Annotated in this window: 15 protein-coding genes; 10 read left to right on the forward strand and 5 right to left on the reverse strand. The window is 42.7% G+C overall.

Annotation, left to right across the window (positions count from 1 at the left end; genetic code table 11):
* Window positions 1-41: 41 nt before the first annotated feature.
* Together LKX84_RS05325 and lysS are read left to right on the forward strand one after the other, a co-directional pair.
* Window positions 42-584 (forward strand): thioredoxin family protein, encoded by a 543-nt coding sequence (locus tag LKX84_RS05325; RefSeq protein ID WP_228236103.1) that lies wholly within the window; start codon window positions 42-44, stop codon window positions 582-584.
* A 64-nt stretch (window positions 585-648) separates the two neighbouring features.
* Complete coding sequence (gene lysS / locus LKX84_RS05330; RefSeq protein WP_228236104.1) at window positions 649-2340, forward strand: lysine--tRNA ligase; 1692 nt, start codon at window positions 649-651, stop codon at window positions 2338-2340.
* A 31-nt stretch (window positions 2341-2371) separates the two neighbouring features.
* On the opposite strand, the gene LKX84_RS05335 is transcribed toward lysS, so the two are convergent.
* A complete protein-coding gene (locus tag LKX84_RS05335) occupies window positions 2372-3220 on the reverse strand; it encodes a tetratricopeptide repeat protein (protein WP_228236105.1) in 849 nt (282 codons plus the stop codon).
* Between the two features lie 201 nt (window positions 3221-3421).
* Between LKX84_RS05335 and LKX84_RS05340 the strand changes: the two genes are divergently transcribed.
* The gene (locus tag LKX84_RS05340; RefSeq protein WP_228236106.1) at window positions 3422-4852 is read left to right on the forward strand and encodes an SLC13 family permease; all 1431 of its coding nucleotides are present in this window, start codon (window positions 3422-3424) and stop codon (window positions 4850-4852) included.
* Between the two features lie 453 nt (window positions 4853-5305).
* On the opposite strand, the gene LKX84_RS05345 is transcribed toward LKX84_RS05340, so the two are convergent.
* Window positions 5306-6040: a hypothetical protein gene (locus tag LKX84_RS05345; protein ID WP_228236107.1), complete on the reverse strand. Its 735-nt coding sequence runs from the start codon at window positions 6038-6040 to the stop codon at window positions 5306-5308.
* Between the two features lie 266 nt (window positions 6041-6306).
* Here LKX84_RS05345 and LKX84_RS05350 point away from each other — a divergent pair, with 266 nt between their 5' ends.
* The 3 genes from LKX84_RS05350 (at window position 6307) to LKX84_RS05360 (ending at window position 9710) form a co-directional block, all read left to right on the forward strand.
* Window positions 6307-8805, forward strand: a complete 2499-nt coding sequence (locus tag LKX84_RS05350) for a zinc-dependent metalloprotease (RefSeq protein ID WP_228236108.1) — start codon at window positions 6307-6309, stop codon at window positions 8803-8805.
* Window positions 8806-8966: 161 nt separating this feature from the next.
* On the forward strand, window positions 8967-9155 hold the full coding sequence (locus LKX84_RS05355) for a hypothetical protein (protein ID WP_228236109.1): 189 nt from the start codon (window positions 8967-8969) through the stop codon (window positions 9153-9155).
* A gap of 108 nt (window positions 9156-9263) precedes the next feature.
* A complete protein-coding gene (locus LKX84_RS05360; RefSeq protein WP_228236110.1) occupies window positions 9264-9710 on the forward strand; it encodes a hypothetical protein in 447 nt (148 codons plus the stop codon).
* A 66-nt stretch (window positions 9711-9776) separates the two neighbouring features.
* Here the strand turns inward: LKX84_RS05360 and LKX84_RS05365 are convergent, their stop codons facing one another.
* Complete coding sequence (locus LKX84_RS05365) at window positions 9777-12080, reverse strand: glycoside hydrolase family 3 protein (protein ID WP_228236111.1); 2304 nt, start codon at window positions 12078-12080, stop codon at window positions 9777-9779.
* Between the two features lie 226 nt (window positions 12081-12306).
* On the opposite strand from LKX84_RS05365, the gene LKX84_RS05370 reads away from it, so the two are divergent.
* From LKX84_RS05370 to LKX84_RS05380, 3 genes are all read left to right on the forward strand, one after another.
* A complete protein-coding gene (locus tag LKX84_RS05370) occupies window positions 12307-13056 on the forward strand; it encodes an SH3 domain-containing protein (protein WP_228236112.1) in 750 nt (249 codons plus the stop codon).
* A gap of 100 nt (window positions 13057-13156) precedes the next feature.
* Window positions 13157-13756, forward strand: a complete 600-nt coding sequence (locus LKX84_RS05375; protein WP_228236113.1) for a SatD family protein — start codon at window positions 13157-13159, stop codon at window positions 13754-13756.
* Window positions 13753-14472: a DUF3307 domain-containing protein gene (locus LKX84_RS05380; protein WP_228236114.1), complete on the forward strand. Its 720-nt coding sequence runs from the start codon at window positions 13753-13755 to the stop codon at window positions 14470-14472. Before LKX84_RS05375 ends, LKX84_RS05380 begins: the two co-directional genes overlap by 4 nt.
* Window positions 14473-14538: 66 nt before the next feature.
* On the opposite strand, the gene LKX84_RS05385 is transcribed toward LKX84_RS05380, so the two are convergent.
* Both LKX84_RS05385 and LKX84_RS05390 read right to left on the reverse strand, forming a co-directional pair.
* Entirely contained in the window at window positions 14539-15096 is a 558-nt protein-coding gene (locus tag LKX84_RS05385) for an FMN-binding protein (RefSeq protein ID WP_228236115.1), read from the reverse strand.
* Complete coding sequence (locus LKX84_RS05390) at window positions 15080-16006, reverse strand: DUF6607 family protein (protein ID WP_228236116.1); 927 nt, start codon at window positions 16004-16006, stop codon at window positions 15080-15082. The genes LKX84_RS05385 and LKX84_RS05390 overlap by 17 nt, the downstream gene beginning before the upstream one ends.
* A gap of 104 nt (window positions 16007-16110) precedes the next feature.
* Here LKX84_RS05390 and LKX84_RS05395 point away from each other — a divergent pair, with 104 nt between their 5' ends.
* Window positions 16111-18276, forward strand: a complete 2166-nt coding sequence (locus LKX84_RS05395; RefSeq protein WP_228236117.1) for a TonB-dependent receptor plug domain-containing protein — start codon at window positions 16111-16113, stop codon at window positions 18274-18276.
* The last annotated feature ends 3 nt before the right edge of the window (window positions 18277-18279 follow it).

Raw genomic sequence — 18279 nt, forward strand, 5'->3', positions numbered from 1 at the left:
TTTTGATGAATTTTCCAGCGAAAACATAAATCTGGAACATCATGAAACACACATGCACCTTTTTGTTGATCCTGATCTCGTTGGTCGGTTTTTCGCAGGAATTCAACAAGGAAATCAAAATGGAAAACGGCCAAACCTTTATGGTGGGCAAAATCAATCTGGATGGCTTGACCACTGCACCTTATGCCCAATGGTACCAAAAAGGAATGCAGGACTATGCCGTAAACCAAACCTTGGTCGACCTTTTCAAGAAGAACCTCAAAACCTACCATATCCAACTTTTTTTGGGTACTTGGTGTGGTGATAGCAGGCGGGAAACCCCACGGATCATCAAAATTCTGGAAGCGTCCGAATTTCCAATGGACCAATTGGAAATTATGGCACTGGACCACAGAAAGGACCAATACAAGAAAAGTCCGACTGGCGAAGAGAAAGGTCTGAACATCATCAAGGTGCCAACTCTCATCTTTTTCAAAGACGGCAAAGAGGTCAACCGGATCGTGGAAAGTCCGTTGGAATCACTTGAGGAAGACATGGCCCAGATCATCCTCAACAAACCTTACACGCCCCATTATGCATATTAAAGCGAGCCAAGGCAAGGAATTAAAGCGCAAAAGTGTAATTTTGCGCTTTAATTTTTTATAGACTATGCAACTATCGGAACAAGAAATCGTTCGAAGGGAAAAATTGACCAAACTCAGGGAGATGGGCATCAACCCATACCCCGCAGCATTGTATCCTGTTGATGCCACTTCCAAGAGCATCAAGAATGATTTTGAGGAAAGTAAGAAGGTGGTGATTTCCGGTAGGTTGATGTCGCGCAGGATCCAGGGTAAGGCATCCTTTGCCGAACTTCAGGATAGCGAAGGCCGTATTCAGGTATACTTTAACCGTGATGAAATTTGTCCTGGTGACGATAAAGACCTGTACAACGAAGTCTATAAAAAACTGTTGGACATAGGAGATATCATTGGTGTGGAAGGCGAACTGTTCACTACCCAAGTGGGTGAAAAAACGGTGATGGTGAAAAATTTCACGCTGCTCAGCAAATCCTTGCGCCCCCTTCCCCTACCAAAGGTAGATGATGAAGGAAAAGTGTACGATGCCTTTAACGATGCCGAGTTGCGTTACCGTCAACGATATGTGGATTTGATCGTGAATCCCCACGTGAAGGACACCTTCATTAAAAGGACCAAGATCACCAACAGTATTCGGGAATTCTACAACCAAAAAGGATATTTGGAGGTGGAAACACCCATTTTACAGCCCATTCCCGGTGGTGCTGCGGCACGGCCGTTCTTAACGCACCACAATGCGTTGAACATTCCCTTGTACCTGCGAATTGCCAATGAATTGTATCTAAAAAGATTGATTGTTGGTGGTTTTGATGGTGTTTATGAGTTTGCGAAGGATTTCCGTAATGAAGGGATGGACCGTACCCACAATCCAGAGTTTACCGTAATGGAACTTTATGTAGCCTACAAGGATTACAACTGGATGATGGACACTACCGAAAAACTTCTGGAAAAGGTGGCCGTTGATGCCACAGGCAGTTCCAAAGTACCGGTTGGCGACCATGAAATTGAGTTCAAGGCTCCCTACCCAAGGGTTCCCATTTTGGAGGCCATTAAAATCCACACGGGTTATGATGTGGCCGGGATGGATGAAAACCAGCTTCGTGAAGTGGCCCAAAAACTGGGCATTGAAGTGAATGAAACCATGGGTGTCGGTAAATTGATCGACGAAATTTTCGGTGAAAAATGTGAACACCATTACATTCAACCCACTTTCATTATCGATTATCCAAAGGAGATGAGCCCATTGACCAAGGAACACAGGGAAAATCCGAGGTTGACCGAACGTTTTGAATTGATGGTGAATGGGAAGGAATTGGCCAATGCCTATTCCGAGCTCAACGACCCCATTGATCAAAGGGAACGTTTTGAGGATCAGTTGAAACTTTCCGAAAAAGGAGATGATGAGGCCATGTTCATTGACCAAGATTTCCTTCGGGCCTTGGAATATGGAATGCCACCAACTTCCGGAATCGGTATTGGCATAGATCGTTTGGTCATGTTGTTGACCAACAATTCTTCCATTCAGGAAGTGCTGTTCTTCCCGCAAATGCGTCCCGAAAAGAAAAAAGTGGAACTATCCGAAGAGGAAAAAATCATCATGGACCTATTGAAACCTGTTGGTCAAATGCTTTTGGGCGAACTGAAGGATAAAAGTGGTTTGAGCGGCAAAAAATGGGACAAGAGCACCAAAAACTTGGCGAAACTTGGCATTTTTGAGGTCTCCAAAACCGATGATGGGCTTTTTGCAATCGACAAAAGATAAACCTTTGCACAACAATCGGTTTATCTAAAAATCAATTTTGAAAATAAACCTCAAAAACAGGGTGGGTCTTGATTACCTTTTCAATGGCCTGATTATTTTTTGTACCCTTATCGGAAACAAGTTCTATTTCGCCTTCACCATAAAATTGATAGGTATAAACAGGAATTTTCACTCCCAATAATTGGAATGTTCCATAATCTTTGTCCTTAACCCTGAAATTCTGGATACCCTCTTGTAAAAACTGCTTTACTTCATCATTTGAGTATAATTGAGGTAAATATTCGCTTAAAAGTTCCATTACCTCATTATTACTGGCCAATCCATTATAAAAAAGATGCGGCAGCAACTTTTTTATGGCTTTATCCAATTTACCCAAACCGTGATACGTTTTTGCGTACATAACATCAGTATAAATGGCATCGGCTTCCAATTCATTACCACAAAAATGTTTGTAGGGATAAATGTTGTCAAAGATTTTGATATACTTCAAAGCCGCTATGAAGTTTTCTTCCTCTAAATAAATTTCAGCAAGGTGCTTGGCACTCCTATTCTTGTATAATGTATACTGTTCCATTATTCCACCATAATTCTCATATTCATTAAACTCTTCCTCCATTATTCGCTCAAAGATCTGCTTGGCCTCCTGTTCCTTACCTAACTCTCTCAAAAGAAATCCTTGATTAAAAAGTGCTCTTGGTGCCAATTCTGAATCTGGATACTTTTCCAAGAATTTTCCAAAACCCAAATAAGCGGTCATAAAATCTCCTTGATAACTGGTTTCGGATAGTTCCTCAAACCATTCCAATTCCGCATCACTTTTATTGTTTTGCGCGAATACCATCAAATTAAAACCTAGAAATAACAACACTAACTTTCTCATAATTAACTAGTTTATATGCTCAATTTCTAAATTGGAAAGTTGCCACGCCAATGATTTTTAGGCAATCATGACTTTAAATGAGTGATAATAGCTTCATGATGAGTGAACTGGAAATCTGAATTATATGCTACTCAAAAAACAGCATGGTAATACCTAGATGATTTTCAAAATTTAACAAAAAAGCATAGCTTAGGATCCCATATGGAACTAAGCAAGAAAATAGGGCTGATTCTTGGGCCCATCGCCTTTTTTATTTTAACCAATTTGCCCTTTGAGTTGGTCTCCGCCAAAGGGGATCCTGTAATTGCCGTTGCTACTTGGATGCTGATCTGGTGGATTACGGAAGCGGTGTCCATATCGGTAACGGCACTGTTACCGCTGCTCCTTTTACCCATTTTAAAGATTTTGCCTATTGCCGAAGTTGGCGCCAATTATGGTAGTCCCATCGTGTTCTTGTTCTTTGGGGGCTTTGTGATGGCCCTGGCCTTGGAAAAAGTCAATCTGCACAGACGTATTGCCCTTAATATTATTCGACTCACGGGAACTACACCTAACAAAGTAGTATTGGGCTTTATGATCGCAACGGGGTCTTTGAGTATGTGGATCAGCAACACGGCCAGTACCGTGGTGATGCTACCCATCGCCCTTTCCGTTATCAATCTTTTGGTGGATGATGCCGATGGATTTACAAAAAACGACCAAAACTTTGCCCTCAGTGTAATGCTCGGAATTGCCTTTTCAGCCAACTCAGGCGGCATTGCAACGGTTATTGGAACACCTCCCAATTCTGTTCTGATCGGTCTTTTGGAAAATGAATACAATACCGAAATCTCCTTCCTAAAATGGATGACTATCGGTTTTCCCTTTGCCGTGATCATGATCGGCATCTGTTATTTGGTGCTCGTCAAATGGATGTTCCCCAACCGGGATTTAAAGTTCAATGCATCCAAGGATGTGATCCATGCCGAATTGGAAAAATTGGGACCTACCTCCGGCAAGGAAAAAATGGTATTGGTGATATTTGGGATTACGGTCTTCTTATGGATCTTTAGAACCTTGATCAATGCCCTTTTCCCAAAATTGGGATTGACGGACACCATGATCAGTATTTTTGCCGCCATTGCACTCTTTGCCATTCCCTATAATATCAAAAAAGGGGATTTCATCATCGAATGGAAGGACACTTCACGTTTGGCCTGGGGTATTTTGATCCTTTTTGGTGGTGGCTTGGCCCTTGCGGAAGGAATGTCTTCCAGCGGAATCGTGGACATGGTGGCCAACGCCATTGCCGAGAGTCAGATCAGTGTGTTGCTCACCGCCGGTCTGCTTATTTTCTTGATGCTCTTTATGACCGAATTAATGAGCAATGTAGCCTTGGTGGCCGTTCTGGCCCCCGTAGTTGCCGGTATTGCCATCGGTCTGAACATTCCTATATTGTATTTATTGATTCCGGTGACGATTGCCAGTAGTTGTGCCTTTATGTTACCGATGGCCACACCACCCAATGCCATTGTTTTTGCCAGCGGGTACGTAAAGATTCCTCAAATGGCCCGCGTAGGTTTTGTATTGAATCTGATTGCAGTGGTATTGTTGATTTTGGTCTTCAAGTTTGTGATTCCCGTATTGTTTTAAATAATAAATGACCCTTCCGGGCGGAAGGGCCATTCACAAACTAACTAACTCAAAAAAATGTAAGAAACTAACTCAACCTTACTCTACTCAATTTTATGGTAAGTGGGCATCTGCCCTTGAATTCATTGATACAAATGTATGACTGATTAAAGTGAAGATTTTTACAATTAGCCTTTTGTTAACGATTGATGCTTAGGACTATAAAAAATATTCTTCAGTGATTTAAGCCTTATCTTGACAAACTTTCAGTCTCTTCTTTAAAACGCTGACTTTTTTATCGGGAACTTGTCCTTTTCATACTTTTCGGCACAATATCCTCAACGGTGTTATTTTTTTGTTAACCCATATTTATAGGGATTTCATTAACATTAATGGCCAAACAAAAAGCCCTCTTACGAGGGCTTTTCATAACTAACTAACTCAAAAATTTTGTAAAATGAAAACTAAACCATCTTACCAGATTGCCCCGGCGTACGGGTCAAAATTTTCTGGGAGATACACTGAGGCATCAAAACCCAATTCAATTTTTTCTTCTTCTTCCATATAGTTGATGGATCCGATCGCCACCACATTGGTGTAGGGATCAAAGTTGGCAGGCAACAGGTATTCGCTATCGATACCCAATTCCAGTTCCACTTCATCATCCTCTATATAGGTAAAGGATTCTAGATCTACATAAACCTCGTAAGGAGAGAAACCTTCAGGTAGATAATCCTTGGTATTGAATCCTAGATCCATGTCCTCATCCTCAATGTAGTTGATCGAGCTCACGCTCACCACGTCGGTGTAGGCGTCAAAATCCGCAGGTAAATACTTTTGGGTATCAAAACCTAGGCTGGGTTCAACTTCGTTTTCAAGGTATATGATGGAATTCAAATCAAAATAGTTTTTGTAGGGGTTGAAACCTTCCGGAAGATAATCAGCGGTATCAAAACCAAGATCGACTTCCATATCGTCCTCTATATATACTATTTCATTAAGATCCAACTCATACGACCAATCTGATATGTTACTCAGATCCAAAGTTGATCCACTACCCTCCGCATTGATGTTCAATGCAGTATAACTGTTTTCCAATGTGCCCTGACTATCAGATTTAGACTGACTAGTAACGGCGTTCTGCTGTTCGTTTGCTATGGCGGCACTACTTATAAGAACACATCCATAGACCATTAATAACTTGTTCATTTTTTGATTGAATTTTTTGATTGATGTTATGCTTATAAGACTATACGGATTTTAAATTGTTACACCAATTATGATTTTTTTACGAAATTCCGATGTCGCTTAAGCCCAGCAATACAGGGCGTTTCAGCCCAAAGCACCAGTAAAACGCAGGACTGCCGAAGATTCGTATATCACGCGAAAAAAATGTGCGTTAATATTTATTTAACAGTAACTTTTAATGATTTTTAGGTTCTTTGAAAGCTTATAGTTATCCAAACTGACATCTAATGATCAAAAAAAATCTACCTAAACTAATTGTATTGTTCCTTTTATTGGGTTTCTACCAACCAGCGGAAGCCCAACTTTTCAAAAAGAAGAAAAAAGAAACCGAGGAAAAGAAAGAGTCGAAACCGAAACCTGGAGAGATCCAACCGTATGATAAGGTGATCACCAAGGACGCCAAAACCGATGCCGGACTTTTTAGCGTACACACGGTGGATGACAAATTTTATTATGAAATTCCAGATTCCCTTTTCAATAGGGAAATGTTGATGGTGAGTCGAATTTCCAAAACCGCTACCGGAATTGGCTTTGGTGGTGGAAAGATCAACACCCAAGTGCTCCGTTGGGAGAAAAAACCAAAACAGGTATTGCTTCGTGTAGCCTCTTATGAAAACGTGGCCGCCGATTCGCTTCCCATCCATGAGGCGGTGGTCAATTCCAACTTTGAACCTGTGTTGTATGCTTTCGAAATTAAGGCCATCAACAAAAAAGACAGCTTGAACCCGGCTACCGTTATCGAAGTAGACCCTTTGTTCACCAAAGATGTGAATGCCCTTGGTCTTCCTGATGGCATTCGCAAAAGATACAAGGTTACCCGCTTGGACAGCGATCGTAGTTATATCGAATCCGTTAAAAGTTATCCGCTGAACATTGAGGCGCGTCATGTAAAGACCTATATCTCCAACGAACCTCCCAGCAATGAAAGTTTGGGTTCCATTTCATTGGAAATCAACAATTCCATGATCCTATTGCCCAAGGAACCTATGAAACGCCGTTATTTTGACGAACGTGTAGGATGGTTTGCCAGAGGTCAAGTAGATTACGGTCTGGATGCCCAAGAAAGTAAAACAGTTACCTATTTGGACCGATGGAGGTTGGAAGTAAAGGATGAGGACATTGAAAAGTTCAAGGCCGGGGAACTGGTAGAACCTAAAAAACCTATCATCTATTATGTAGATCGTGCCACCCCAAAAGAATGGGTGCCATTTATTAAACAAGGTATAGAGGATTGGCAGGTTGCCTTTGAGGCCGCCGGTTTTAAAAATGCCATCTTGGCCAAAGACCCTCCATCCCCTGAAGAAGACCCAGAATGGTCCCCTGAGGATGTACGTTACTCCGTGGTGCGTTATTTGGCATCGCCTATTCCCAATGCGAACGGTCCCCACGTGAGTGATCCCCGTAGCGGTGAAATTTTGGAATCGGACATTAACTGGTACCACAATGTAATGAGCTTGTTACGCGGATGGTATTTTGTACAGACTGCCGCCATTAACCCAGAAGCCCAAAAAACCCAGTTCAAAGAAGCAATCATGGGTCGTTTGATTCGTTTTGTGTCTTCGCACGAAGTAGGTCACACTTTGGGATTGCCGCACAACATGGGAAGTAGCCCTGCCTATCCTGTAGATTCATTACGCTCCAAGGCCTTTACCCAAAAATTTGGTACGGCACCATCCATTATGGATTATGCCCGTTTCAACTACGTGGCACAACCAGGTGATGAAGGCGTTGCCCTAATGCCGAACATCGGTGTTTATGACAAATATGCTATTAGCTGGGGATATCGTCCTATTTTGGATAAATCCGCTACAGAAGAAAAACCAATTTTGAACAGTTGGATCCTTGAACATGCCGATGATCCCATGTACCGTTTTGGACACCAACAAGTGGGTGACATCCATGATCCAAGCTCACAAACCGAAGATTTGGGTGATGATGCCGTAAAAGCAAGTTTATATGGTATAGCAAACCTAAAACGAATTGTTCCCAAATTAATGGATTGGACCACCGAACCCGGTCAAAACTATGACGATTTGGAAACCATGTACGGACATGTAGTTTCCCAATTTGCACGATACATGGGCCACGTAGCCAACAACATTGGCGGTGTTTACGAATACCATAAAACCGCCGATCAAGAAGGTGCCGTGTACACCCATGTGAGCAAGCAACACCAAAAAGACTGTATGGACTTCCTACAGGTACAGTTGTTCGAAACTCCAGAATGGTTGATTGACCAGAATATTTTCAACAAAATTCAATATTCGGGTTCTGTGGAACGTATCCGTGCCTTGCAGGAGCGTTACCTGAACACCATGTTACAAATGGGCAAATTGGCCCGGGTCATTGAAAACGAAACCATCAATGGCAATCAAGCCTATGGTTTGTTGGAAATGATGCGCGACCTGCGCAGGGGCATTTGGTCCGAAACCCGAAGTGGTAAATCCATCGACACCTATAGAAGAAATCTTCAAAAGGCACATATTGACCGTTTGGGGTATTTAATGACTGCCGAGGATGAATCAAAACTTTCTGATTTTGGAGGATACCGCAAGTCTACCCCAGTAAATGGTAGCCAGTCCGATATACGTTCGGTGGCAAGGGCGGAACTCAACAATCTGAAAGGGGATATCCGATCTGGATTGTCCAGAATTTCAGATCCCATGAGCCGTTATCACCTTCAAGATGCCTTGGAGCGTATCGACATGATCTTAGATCCCAAATAAAGGAAATCCCTTTAGGGATAATATTAACGGGGTGTAATCGTACTTAATGTCGGTTACACCCTGTTTTTTGTTCCCTTCACATCTATAAAAAGGTATTTCGCAACATATCGTGAAGATTAAAATATGGTTTGATTATCTTAGTTATCCCAAATCTCATCATCATGACCTACAAAATCAAGAGCCTACTCTATTTCTGCTGTTTTATGCTGGCATCCCTAGCCTATTATATGGTAGACCAACACGACCAGTTCAAAGAACAGATCGTGGACAAATCCTATGTGGAAGCCGACTTCCATGATACCCAAAACTTGGAAAAACCCAAAGAAGACCAAGAGGAAGTACTGCCGTAAACCCTCCCAAAACCTTTTACTGTTAAAAGCGTCATAATTGTTGTTTGAATGATTAAACCTATGGGCCAAGCCTATGTCAAAGGTTCAAATCATTTAAAATTTAAACATATGAAACGATTAGCAGTAGTATTGGTCCTGCTCGCCACCCTTGGTGTTGCAGCCCAAAAAAATGATGGCCCAAGAATGCCGAAGGGTCCAAAAATGGACATGACGGCCGAAGAGATGGCCACCTTGCAGACCAAACACATGACATTGGCCCTTGATTTGACCAAAGCGCAGCAAGACAAGGTAATGAAGTTGAATTTGGAAGAAGCCAAACTGAGAAAGGTCAAGTGGGATGAGATGCAGGCGTTAAAAGAAAGTGGTGAGTGGAAAAAACCCACCGCTGATGAAAAATTTGAACGCCAGAATGCCCGATTGGACCAACAAATTGCTTTCCAAGCCAAAATGAAGGAAGTATTGAACGAAGATCAATACCAAAATTGGAAAGACATGAGAAAACACAATGCCAGGCATGGCGATAAAAAAATGCAGGAGAGAGGGAGAAGAGGATAGTGTTTTTTGTTGATTTTAAGGAGCCGCGCCTGCCATGGACGCGGCTTCTTTAATTTTAGGAATCCCCTATTTGTAATTCTTCACGCGGTCATCATTGATCACACCTCCCCAGTTAAGTCCGAAGGCAAAATCGTAGGTATTGCCCTCAGCATCAACATAAGGTTGCATATCACGAGGTACATCTTCAAACTGCAGTTCAACAGTTTTCATATCTGCAGGCATCTGAAATGGCAACAAAGCCGAAGGTTCTACTTTGCCAGATACCAAATCCATCAACGCTTGGTCCTGAACGCCCATTTGCACCAAAATGGCCGATGCATAAGGTTCGATTTCGGCAAAAACCATAGGTTTGGAAACCCTGACCAAAACTACAACCGGTTTTTCTCCCATTATTTTTTTGGTATCCTTTACCAAATCCAGATCGGTGGTATTGGAGGCCAAGAAGGTTTTTCCTTTGTAGGTACGGTTGGTAAAATCTTCCATTGGACTTCCCCCCGCCATACTACTATCCCTGGCAAAGGTTGCCGTGTAAGGACCGTATTGCAAACTAATGGGCACATAACCATTTCCTCCTTCTTCACTATCGGAAACTTCATATCCTACACCACCATTCGGGTTTTCAATACCAACTAGGGCAAAATCCGCTGCGGAAGGATCCTCTACAACATCATAATATTTAATGATCACATCCATATTGAAAGGAACTTCGTTACGCTCAGGCGTCGCGATCCCAAACCAATTTTTACTGGAGGCAACAAAGCGTTGTGGCACATAAACCTTTTTCTTTTCCTTCATGGGCAATACATTGCCTTGGTTTTTCAACATGACCACGGACCGCAATTGTGCCTGGTACCCAGCAGCCATAAATTCAGGCTTACCCACGGTCGCTTCTGTTGTGGCCACGTCCAAATACGGATTTTCAAAAAGTCCGGTCCTAAAAATATTCTTCAATAACCGAACTGCTGACAGTTCAAAACGTTTGCGCATATATTCCTCCCCATGTTCCTTCACCCCCATTTGGTAGGCCTCGATCACAGGATCCATATCATTGTTACCACCAAATTGATCGCATCCTGCTTCAATGATCTTGTAATGCCGTTCAGCAACACTCAAGTTTTCCACACCCCAAGGTTTTCCTTCAAAAACATATACAGAACTCACATCTCGGGTAATTCCCCAATCGGTACACACTACTCCATCGTACCCATACTTTTCCCTCAATAAATTGGTAATCAAATATTTATTATAAGCATTGCCTATATTTTCACCATTAACGGTATCCCTACCAGTTGAAATGGTATAATACGGCATCACCGCCGAAGCCATTCCTGTGGCACCTTTCAATTTAAAGGCTCCTTCCGTGAAGGGTTTCAAATGATCTTTCAAATTATTACCTGGATAAACGGCATAGGCACCATAACCAAAATGTGCATCACGTCCTCCTTCTTCCGGACCGCCTCCTGGCCAGTGTTTTACCATGGCATTCACACTTTGATAACCCCAACCGCCATCATCCGATGATTGAAATCCTTCCACGTAGGCCCTTGCCATATCGGTAGCCAATTTAGGATCTTCGCCCATGGTTCCATCAAAACGGGACCAACGGGGTTCCGTAGCCAAGTCAATTTGGGGGGAAAGTGCCGTTGCAATACCCAAAGCCCTATATTCTTTGGATGCTATATCCCCAAACTGTTGCATAAGTGCTGGATCAAAACTGGCAGCTATACCCAAACTGCTGGGCCACATGGATATGCGCCCACCCGCACCGGCATTGAATTCTGCATAAGAATCGCTTCCATGCCTTGGGTCGGAACTGGTATTCACGGGTATTCCCATCCCAATACCTTCCACAAAAGCCTGTGCATTGTTGTTCCATTGGGCGGCCACACCTGGGGTTTGTACACTGGTAATCAGCACATGCCGAAGGTTATCATCTTTTAAAAAAATCTTTTGGGCATCGGAAAGGTCGCTTGCCTTGGCCCCACTTTCTTCAAAAGGTTTACCATTGTAGGTCACTGGACCAAAAAATCGGTTACCACCCCCCGGTATGGATTGGTGGGCACTGTACAACATAAGTCCCGCGATCTGTTCCACCGTCATTTTGGAAGCCAAGTCGGTTGCCCTTTCTTCCACGGAAAGTCTCCAATCCTCATAGGGATCCAAAGTGCCATTTTTGTTCAAGTCCTTAAAGGCAAACCGGTCTACCGTTAAAATTTGGATCCCCGATTCAGGGGCATAGCCAAGAGTTGCGCCATCCGTATTTTCAACTAATTTATAGCCCTCCTTTTCGGCTTCCTTCCATTTGGGTCCACAGGCCACCACCAAAAAAGGTAATATAGCTACCAAGAGGTGTTTTTTTGCATTTTTCATTTTAAAGTTTGTTAGTTAATTGTAGTTGAGAATTTAATCCATTGAATTTACGGAATGATGGCCGAGTACGGAAATCCTTTTTACCAATTTCTGGCGTATATAACATAACCATCCTGAGAACTGCCTTTATCGTAACCCTTTAAATCCAAATAAGATGAAAGCACGTTTCTTGATTACCGTTATAACCACCCTTTTTGTTTTGACCATTAATTTCGCATAGGAAAAAATGCATTGTCCGCCTTCGGAATGTGCATTTCAACCAGGCGATCAGGCCTATGCCTTTGGGCACAAGATCAAACTGAGGGCCGAACCCAATACCACCTCTGCCGTTTTGGAAGAACTAAAGATCGGGGAATGGGTAAAAATTCTGGAAAAGACCCCATTTTCATGGCCCTACAAAGGCTTTGATTCTCCCTTTTACAAAGTAAACTACAATGGTATGACGGGCTATATCCTCGGGGGATTGCTCTCCGTGGAACGAAAAACCGTTGCTGGGCAACATTACTTTTTCACGTATTCCCAAGAAGGGGAAACAACCTTTTTGAACATTAGGACCGTGGTACATCGTTCGTATATGGAAAAGAAAGTGCCGCTTAGAAATCCGCATTTTACCATCAATACTTTGGGAAGTAAAGGCGTGCCCAATTTGGATGGCATCCTTTATGTGGATTACCAGGCTAATGCCTCCAACCTTGATGACGGGGGTATCTATCTGTTCCTCAACCATTTCAACCTATGTGATGCCGTGGCCATTTCCCAAGTTATGGACCAAGGTTCGTCCAATTATCTTTCGGAGCGATTGATCTTTCCTGATGATACGGATGGAATTCCGAATAAAGTATTGTACAAAATGGAAAAGGGCGAAAACCTGGACTTGGCTACTGAATGGAGACAAACGTCCATGGAATCACGTATTCTGACCTGGGCGGATGGGACCCTTTCACCGAATATTCGGGAGAAAAGAAGAATACCCTAATACTTGCTCAATAATTTATTCATTTTATCGTTTATATATCCGATATTTTTATTTATCGATTTTTTTAACGATATTTGAATAAATCGATTAATTAACCGATATGATAGCGATTCTCACAGGGGATATCATTCACTCTAAAGACCATAAGGCCAGCAAGTGGTTACCCATATTGAAGCAGGCTTTGGGCACATACGGCCCGGAGCCTCTAGCATGGGAAATTTATCGAGGCGATAGTTTTCAATTGGAAACCACCCCCGAACGAGCGTTGGAAGCAGCCATTTACATCAAAGCTTGTCTTAAACAGATACGCCATTTAGATGTTCGTATCGCCATCGGACTGGGAGAAAAAGACCATCAGGCCGAAAAGATCACCGAATCCAACGGAACGGCATTTTATCATTCCGGTGAGCGATTTGAAACCCTCAAAAAACAGACCTTGGCCCTAAAATCAGGGCATGAGGATTTTGATGAAACCATCAACCTAATGCTGCAATTGGCCACCTTGACCATGGACAACTGGCTCCCGGCAACGGCCAAGATTGTCTGTGCCGCATTGGAACATCCTAAAGCCAATCAGAAAGAGATTGCCTCCCTTTTGGACAAATCGCAAAGCACCATAAGTGAAGGATTGATCAGGGCAGGATTTGACGAAGTGCAAAAAATGATCCATTTTTACAGTACACAACTCACCCGATTATGACACTTTTAGCGCTACAACTGTTACTGGCCCATTTTGTGGGGGATTTTGTGCTGCAACCCACTAAATGGGTAGATGACAAGCTCCAAAAAAAGGGAAGATCCAAATACCTGTACTTTCACGTGGGTGTACATTTGTTGCTCCTGTTGCTCTTTTTGCAGTTTCAGCATTTGGGGGCCATAGCCGTTATTGTGGTGTTGCACTATGTGATCGATCTAGGAAAACTCACTTTTACCAACCCTAAAAATTACCGATGGCTTTTTGTAGTGGATCAAGTATTACATCTTTTGGTATTGGCCGTTGTGCTGTATTGGATCGAGCCCTATCAAATTCCGTTTGCGGACCTGTTCCAAGAAAAAAACCTACTGTTGGTCACCTTTTTGGTATTCGTGACCTTCGTTTCCGGTATTGTTATGCGGATGCTATTGGCACCTTATATTGATGAAATCGCCAAGGACGATGAACCAGGCGAAGGTGGTTCCCTAAAAAATGCCGGAACCTATATCGGAATGCTGGAACGGCTCTTTGTATTTGGGTTTATATTGATGCAGCAATGGGCAGCTATCGGGTTGTTGATCGCGGCAAAGTCTGTGTTCCGGTTTGGGGACCTCAACAAGGGCAAAAACCGAAAACTGACCGAATATGTCCTCATCGGCACCTTGCTCAGTTTTGGACTTGCTATCCTCTCCGGGATGTTCTACATGTATCTGGCCAACTAGTGCATAAAAAAACCGTCCCAAAGGGACGGCTCTCTCAATGAACAAATTAAAATAATGGGCACTATTTTATTTTAAAACCTGCTGATCACTCAGCACTTTCATACTTTCCAGAATATTACTTACCGCCAAAGTCATGGACTTGGCAGAAATGGTGGCACCTGAAATACCATCGATATCCTCTCCATAAGTCAAGGTTTTCCCAGACTTTCTTCCAATGAATTGTTGCAACCAACGTTGGCTGCCTACTTGTCGACCATGATCTTCACGATAGATTAAAATCTTTGATTTCTTAACGGTCAAATCTGGAGTGAACAAGACCACGTAATCAAAAACATTTTTCATACTCGGAGCTTCTCCCAAATACACAAAACCTATGGTTTCCTGACCTGATTTAACCCTGAAAAGGTTCTCGCCACCCAATTCCGAAGGGGTCTTTTGGTTCAGAGTTGCATCCACTTGGATCCATTCCAAGGAAAAATCCTCCAACTCAAAAGTAGTCTGTACGGCGCTATCCAGTTTTTCCTGAAGCTTTGGCGATATCTTGGGCAGTTGGAAGGCTACAAGAAAAAAGGCCGTGCAGAACACGGCCCAACCAAGGGCCTTAAACCTATTTTCCCTCGGCATTTGTAGCATGTTTTTTATCCGTGATAAACTTGTTGATGGTTTCAAGAATCTGAGCCTTATTGGCACCCTGTTCTTCCAATTGGTAGAAATGCATAAAGAGCGGTTGACCGTCTACCTGCTTCAACAAGGTCAGATCACCTTCACGGTTATAGACCTCATCCCAGGCAGCACGTGCAACGGCCCAAAAATCTTTGTGGGATGCCCACCAATCTGCGGCTACCTTGCAATCTGTATCGGCTACTTTTTTATAAATATTGAACCCTTTTTCTTGGGCCAAAAGCACATCAACCTTACCGTCTTTTCTAATGACCTTATCGTTGTCCTGTTCGTGCAACCAACCATAAGCAGTGATTTCCTGGCGGTTGCCACGGCTCATCACATTGTAATCACTTCGCTTGGAATACTCCCTTCTTGGAAGGGGTGAATCACTGGTATTTTCCCAATAATGTTTGCCATCTACATGCACCCAAGAAGACGAACCGGCATACCTTGGGCTATCATCAACCTGATATACTTTTTGTGTCCATTGTCCTTTTACGGCATTGGCAGGTAAGGTGGAGAAAGTCCAGTTATTGTCCTTGTCATAGTGATATACGGCTTGATTCTCGAATAACCAATCCTGTCTCCAGTGTTTGATCACGGTGCTATCATTGATCACCAATAAATGCTGAAGGGAAATTTTGTTGTCCTCATCAATAATGGGCAAAGCCAATTCCAAGGCCTTGGAGGTATAATCCAGTTTCTTTTCGTAATCGATTTCCGGAGCAAAGGTCTCGGTGTATTTAAAGGTCACTTCGTAGCATCCGCACATGTCCAGAATGGCTTGGCGGTCCAAATCTTTCTTTTTTTGAGAGAAGCCAATAGTTGTTCCCATGGCCATAAGCATCAGGAAGAGGGTTGTTTTTTTCATAATGGTATCAGTTAGATCTTTTCAAATTGTTCTGGACAAAAATACTAAACTTATTTAGATTGAATAAAAATAAAATATATATTTGCCCAGAAAAATAAAATAGAATGAGTCTAAATAAAAATACTGTACTGGTTTACATATCTTTCCTTATCTGTGCATTGGCGCTTTCACAGGAACAGGAAACCGTACAAAAAGACTCAATGGCTATGCAGAACCTCTCTGAAGTGGTGGTCACAGGCGAAAGTCAAGTGATGTCCCTCAGCAAAAAACTCTTTAAGGTTGGAGTGCTCAACCAACAGGATATAGCCAAAGTTGCAGGCAATAATCTGGCCGATATCCTCAATTACAATCTAAATATTACCGTTACCCCAAGTCCTTCTACAGGGAGGTCCACCATAAACATGTTTGGCCTTGATGGACAATATGTAAAAGTATTGATCGATGGGATTCCCATGGCCAGCGACAATGGCATGGGGAACAATATAGACATCACCCAGATCAACCTAGAGGATGTGGAACGCATCGAAATTGTAGAAGGTTCCATGGGTGTACTGTACGGGGATAACGCGGTTGCCGGGGTCATCAATATTGTTACCAAGCGCGGTTTGGAACAAGATGATTCTTGGCAGGTACAACTTTCCGTGCAAGAAGAAACTGTTGGCAAGGAGTATTCTTTGTTTGATGAAGGCAGACATATCCAAAACCTAAAAGCAACCCATCAGATCAACGATAAAGTTTCATACGCCATTGGTGCTTCCAGAAACGATTTTGCAGGTTTCTTTAATGGATACAAGGGTAAAAACTATGTGAAAATAGAAGACAACCGAGTGGTCAATGATAGCCTTCGTGGACAGGAATGGAACCCTAAAGAACAACTCACTGTTTTTGGCAACCTGAACCTAAACCTTGGAAAGCACAATGTTTTCTACAAAATCCAATATTACGATGAGTCGGTAAACGTGTACAACCACAACGTAATAGGAAGATTGGACAATAATGGCAAACCCAACCCTACCGCGTTGGATGAGATCTTCGACACCGATCGTCTATTGAACAACCTCAATGTTTCAGGACCAATTAACGGGCAGACCATTTACAACCTTTCCTTCTCCTATCAAAACCAAAAAAGATACTACCAACAATATGTGTACAACATTTTGCAGCAAGGTATTGAATCCTACATTGCCAATGACCTGAGTCAATCTTCCAAGATTTGGTATTCCAAGGGGTTTGTGAGCAATATAGTTCCCAAATCGGATTTTTTTAATCTGCAGTTAGGTTATGAGTTTACCCACCAGACCGGTTTTGACGCCATCGCAACCGGAGAATATTCCACTGACGTAGTGGAAAACACTTTGGAAAACTATGATTTTTTTGGGGTGGCGGATTTCAACCTATCCGATAAATTTTCAGTTTTTCCCGGCGCCCGGTATACCAATAATTCACAATTCGGAAATAAATTGATTTGGTCGCTTTCATCCACCTATAACATCACCAATACCTTCAAAATAAAGGCCGTATTGGGTTCCGCATTCAGGGCACCCAATTTTGAGGAGCTGTTCTTCTATTTTGTGGATGCCAACCATAATGTTCAAGGGAATCCTAATTTGAATCCAGAAGATGGTATTTCGGTTTTCCTCGACCTTGAAAATAAATATCAAATTGGGGATAGCGGCATCTTTAGAGCCGGTATCAAGTCCTTTTATTTTGATATCCAGGATAAGATTGCCAATGTACAAACGGATGATGGGGAAAACGGAACTCTGTTCACCTTTGACAATGTGGACTATTCCAAAATCTTGGGATTCTCCTTGGAGAACAGTATCAACCTGAACAATTGGCAAGCCTCACTTGGGGCCACCTACATGGGCGAATCCACAAGAATTGACGCATCGGAAAACAGCAACAGCGATTATTTATGGAGTTTTAACCTGCAATCGTCCATAGGCTACACCATTCCATCATGGGATACGACATTATCTGCACAATTAAAATATACCGGAAGAACCCAAGTGGTTCTGGAAACCGACGAAGACAGCCTAGTGGTTGGGCAAACCGACGACTTCACTTGGCTCGATGCATCCGTAAGGAAGGGCGTCACCAAGAACTTCGACATTACCCTCGGTGCACGGAACATCTTCGACATCGTTACGGTCAACTCAACGTCTGTGCCCACGGGAGCCCATGGCACCACTGCAGCATCCAGTAGGTTGTTCGGTAACGGAAGATCATTTTACCTAAAACTTTTATACAACTTAAATTTCAATTAAAAC

This window comes from Allomuricauda sp. M10, from assembly GCF_020782875.1.
Lineage (GTDB): Bacteria > Bacteroidota > Bacteroidia > Flavobacteriales > Flavobacteriaceae > Flagellimonas.

Bases quoted from the DNA above. Each gene is read 5' to 3' on its own strand.
- LKX84_RS05325 (WP_228236103.1), top strand. From the start codon at position 42: ATGAAACACACATGCACCTTTTTGTTGATCCTGATCTCGTTGGTCGGT.
- lysS (WP_228236104.1), top strand. From the start codon at position 649: ATGCAACTATCGGAACAAGAAATCGTTCGAAGGGAAAAATTGACCAAA.
- LKX84_RS05335 (WP_228236105.1), bottom strand. From the start codon at position 3,220: ATGAGAAAGTTAGTGTTGTTATTTCTAGGTTTTAATTTGATGGTATTC.
- LKX84_RS05340 (WP_228236106.1), top strand. From the start codon at position 3,422: ATGGAACTAAGCAAGAAAATAGGGCTGATTCTTGGGCCCATCGCCTTT.
- LKX84_RS05345 (WP_228236107.1), bottom strand. From the start codon at position 6,040: ATGAACAAGTTATTAATGGTCTATGGATGTGTTCTTATAAGTAGTGCC.
- LKX84_RS05350 (WP_228236108.1), top strand. From the start codon at position 6,307: ATGATCAAAAAAAATCTACCTAAACTAATTGTATTGTTCCTTTTATTG.
- LKX84_RS05355 (WP_228236109.1), top strand. From the start codon at position 8,967: ATGACCTACAAAATCAAGAGCCTACTCTATTTCTGCTGTTTTATGCTG.
- LKX84_RS05360 (WP_228236110.1), top strand. From the start codon at position 9,264: ATGAAACGATTAGCAGTAGTATTGGTCCTGCTCGCCACCCTTGGTGTT.
- LKX84_RS05365 (WP_228236111.1), bottom strand. From the start codon at position 12,080: ATGAAAAATGCAAAAAAACACCTCTTGGTAGCTATATTACCTTTTTTG.
- LKX84_RS05370 (WP_228236112.1), top strand. From the start codon at position 12,307: ATGCATTGTCCGCCTTCGGAATGTGCATTTCAACCAGGCGATCAGGCC.
- LKX84_RS05375 (WP_228236113.1), top strand. From the start codon at position 13,157: ATGATAGCGATTCTCACAGGGGATATCATTCACTCTAAAGACCATAAG.
- LKX84_RS05380 (WP_228236114.1), top strand. From the start codon at position 13,753: ATGACACTTTTAGCGCTACAACTGTTACTGGCCCATTTTGTGGGGGAT.
- LKX84_RS05385 (WP_228236115.1), bottom strand. From the start codon at position 15,096: ATGCCGAGGGAAAATAGGTTTAAGGCCCTTGGTTGGGCCGTGTTCTGC.
- LKX84_RS05390 (WP_228236116.1), bottom strand. From the start codon at position 16,006: ATGAAAAAAACAACCCTCTTCCTGATGCTTATGGCCATGGGAACAACT.
- LKX84_RS05395 (WP_228236117.1), top strand. From the start codon at position 16,111: ATGAGTCTAAATAAAAATACTGTACTGGTTTACATATCTTTCCTTATC.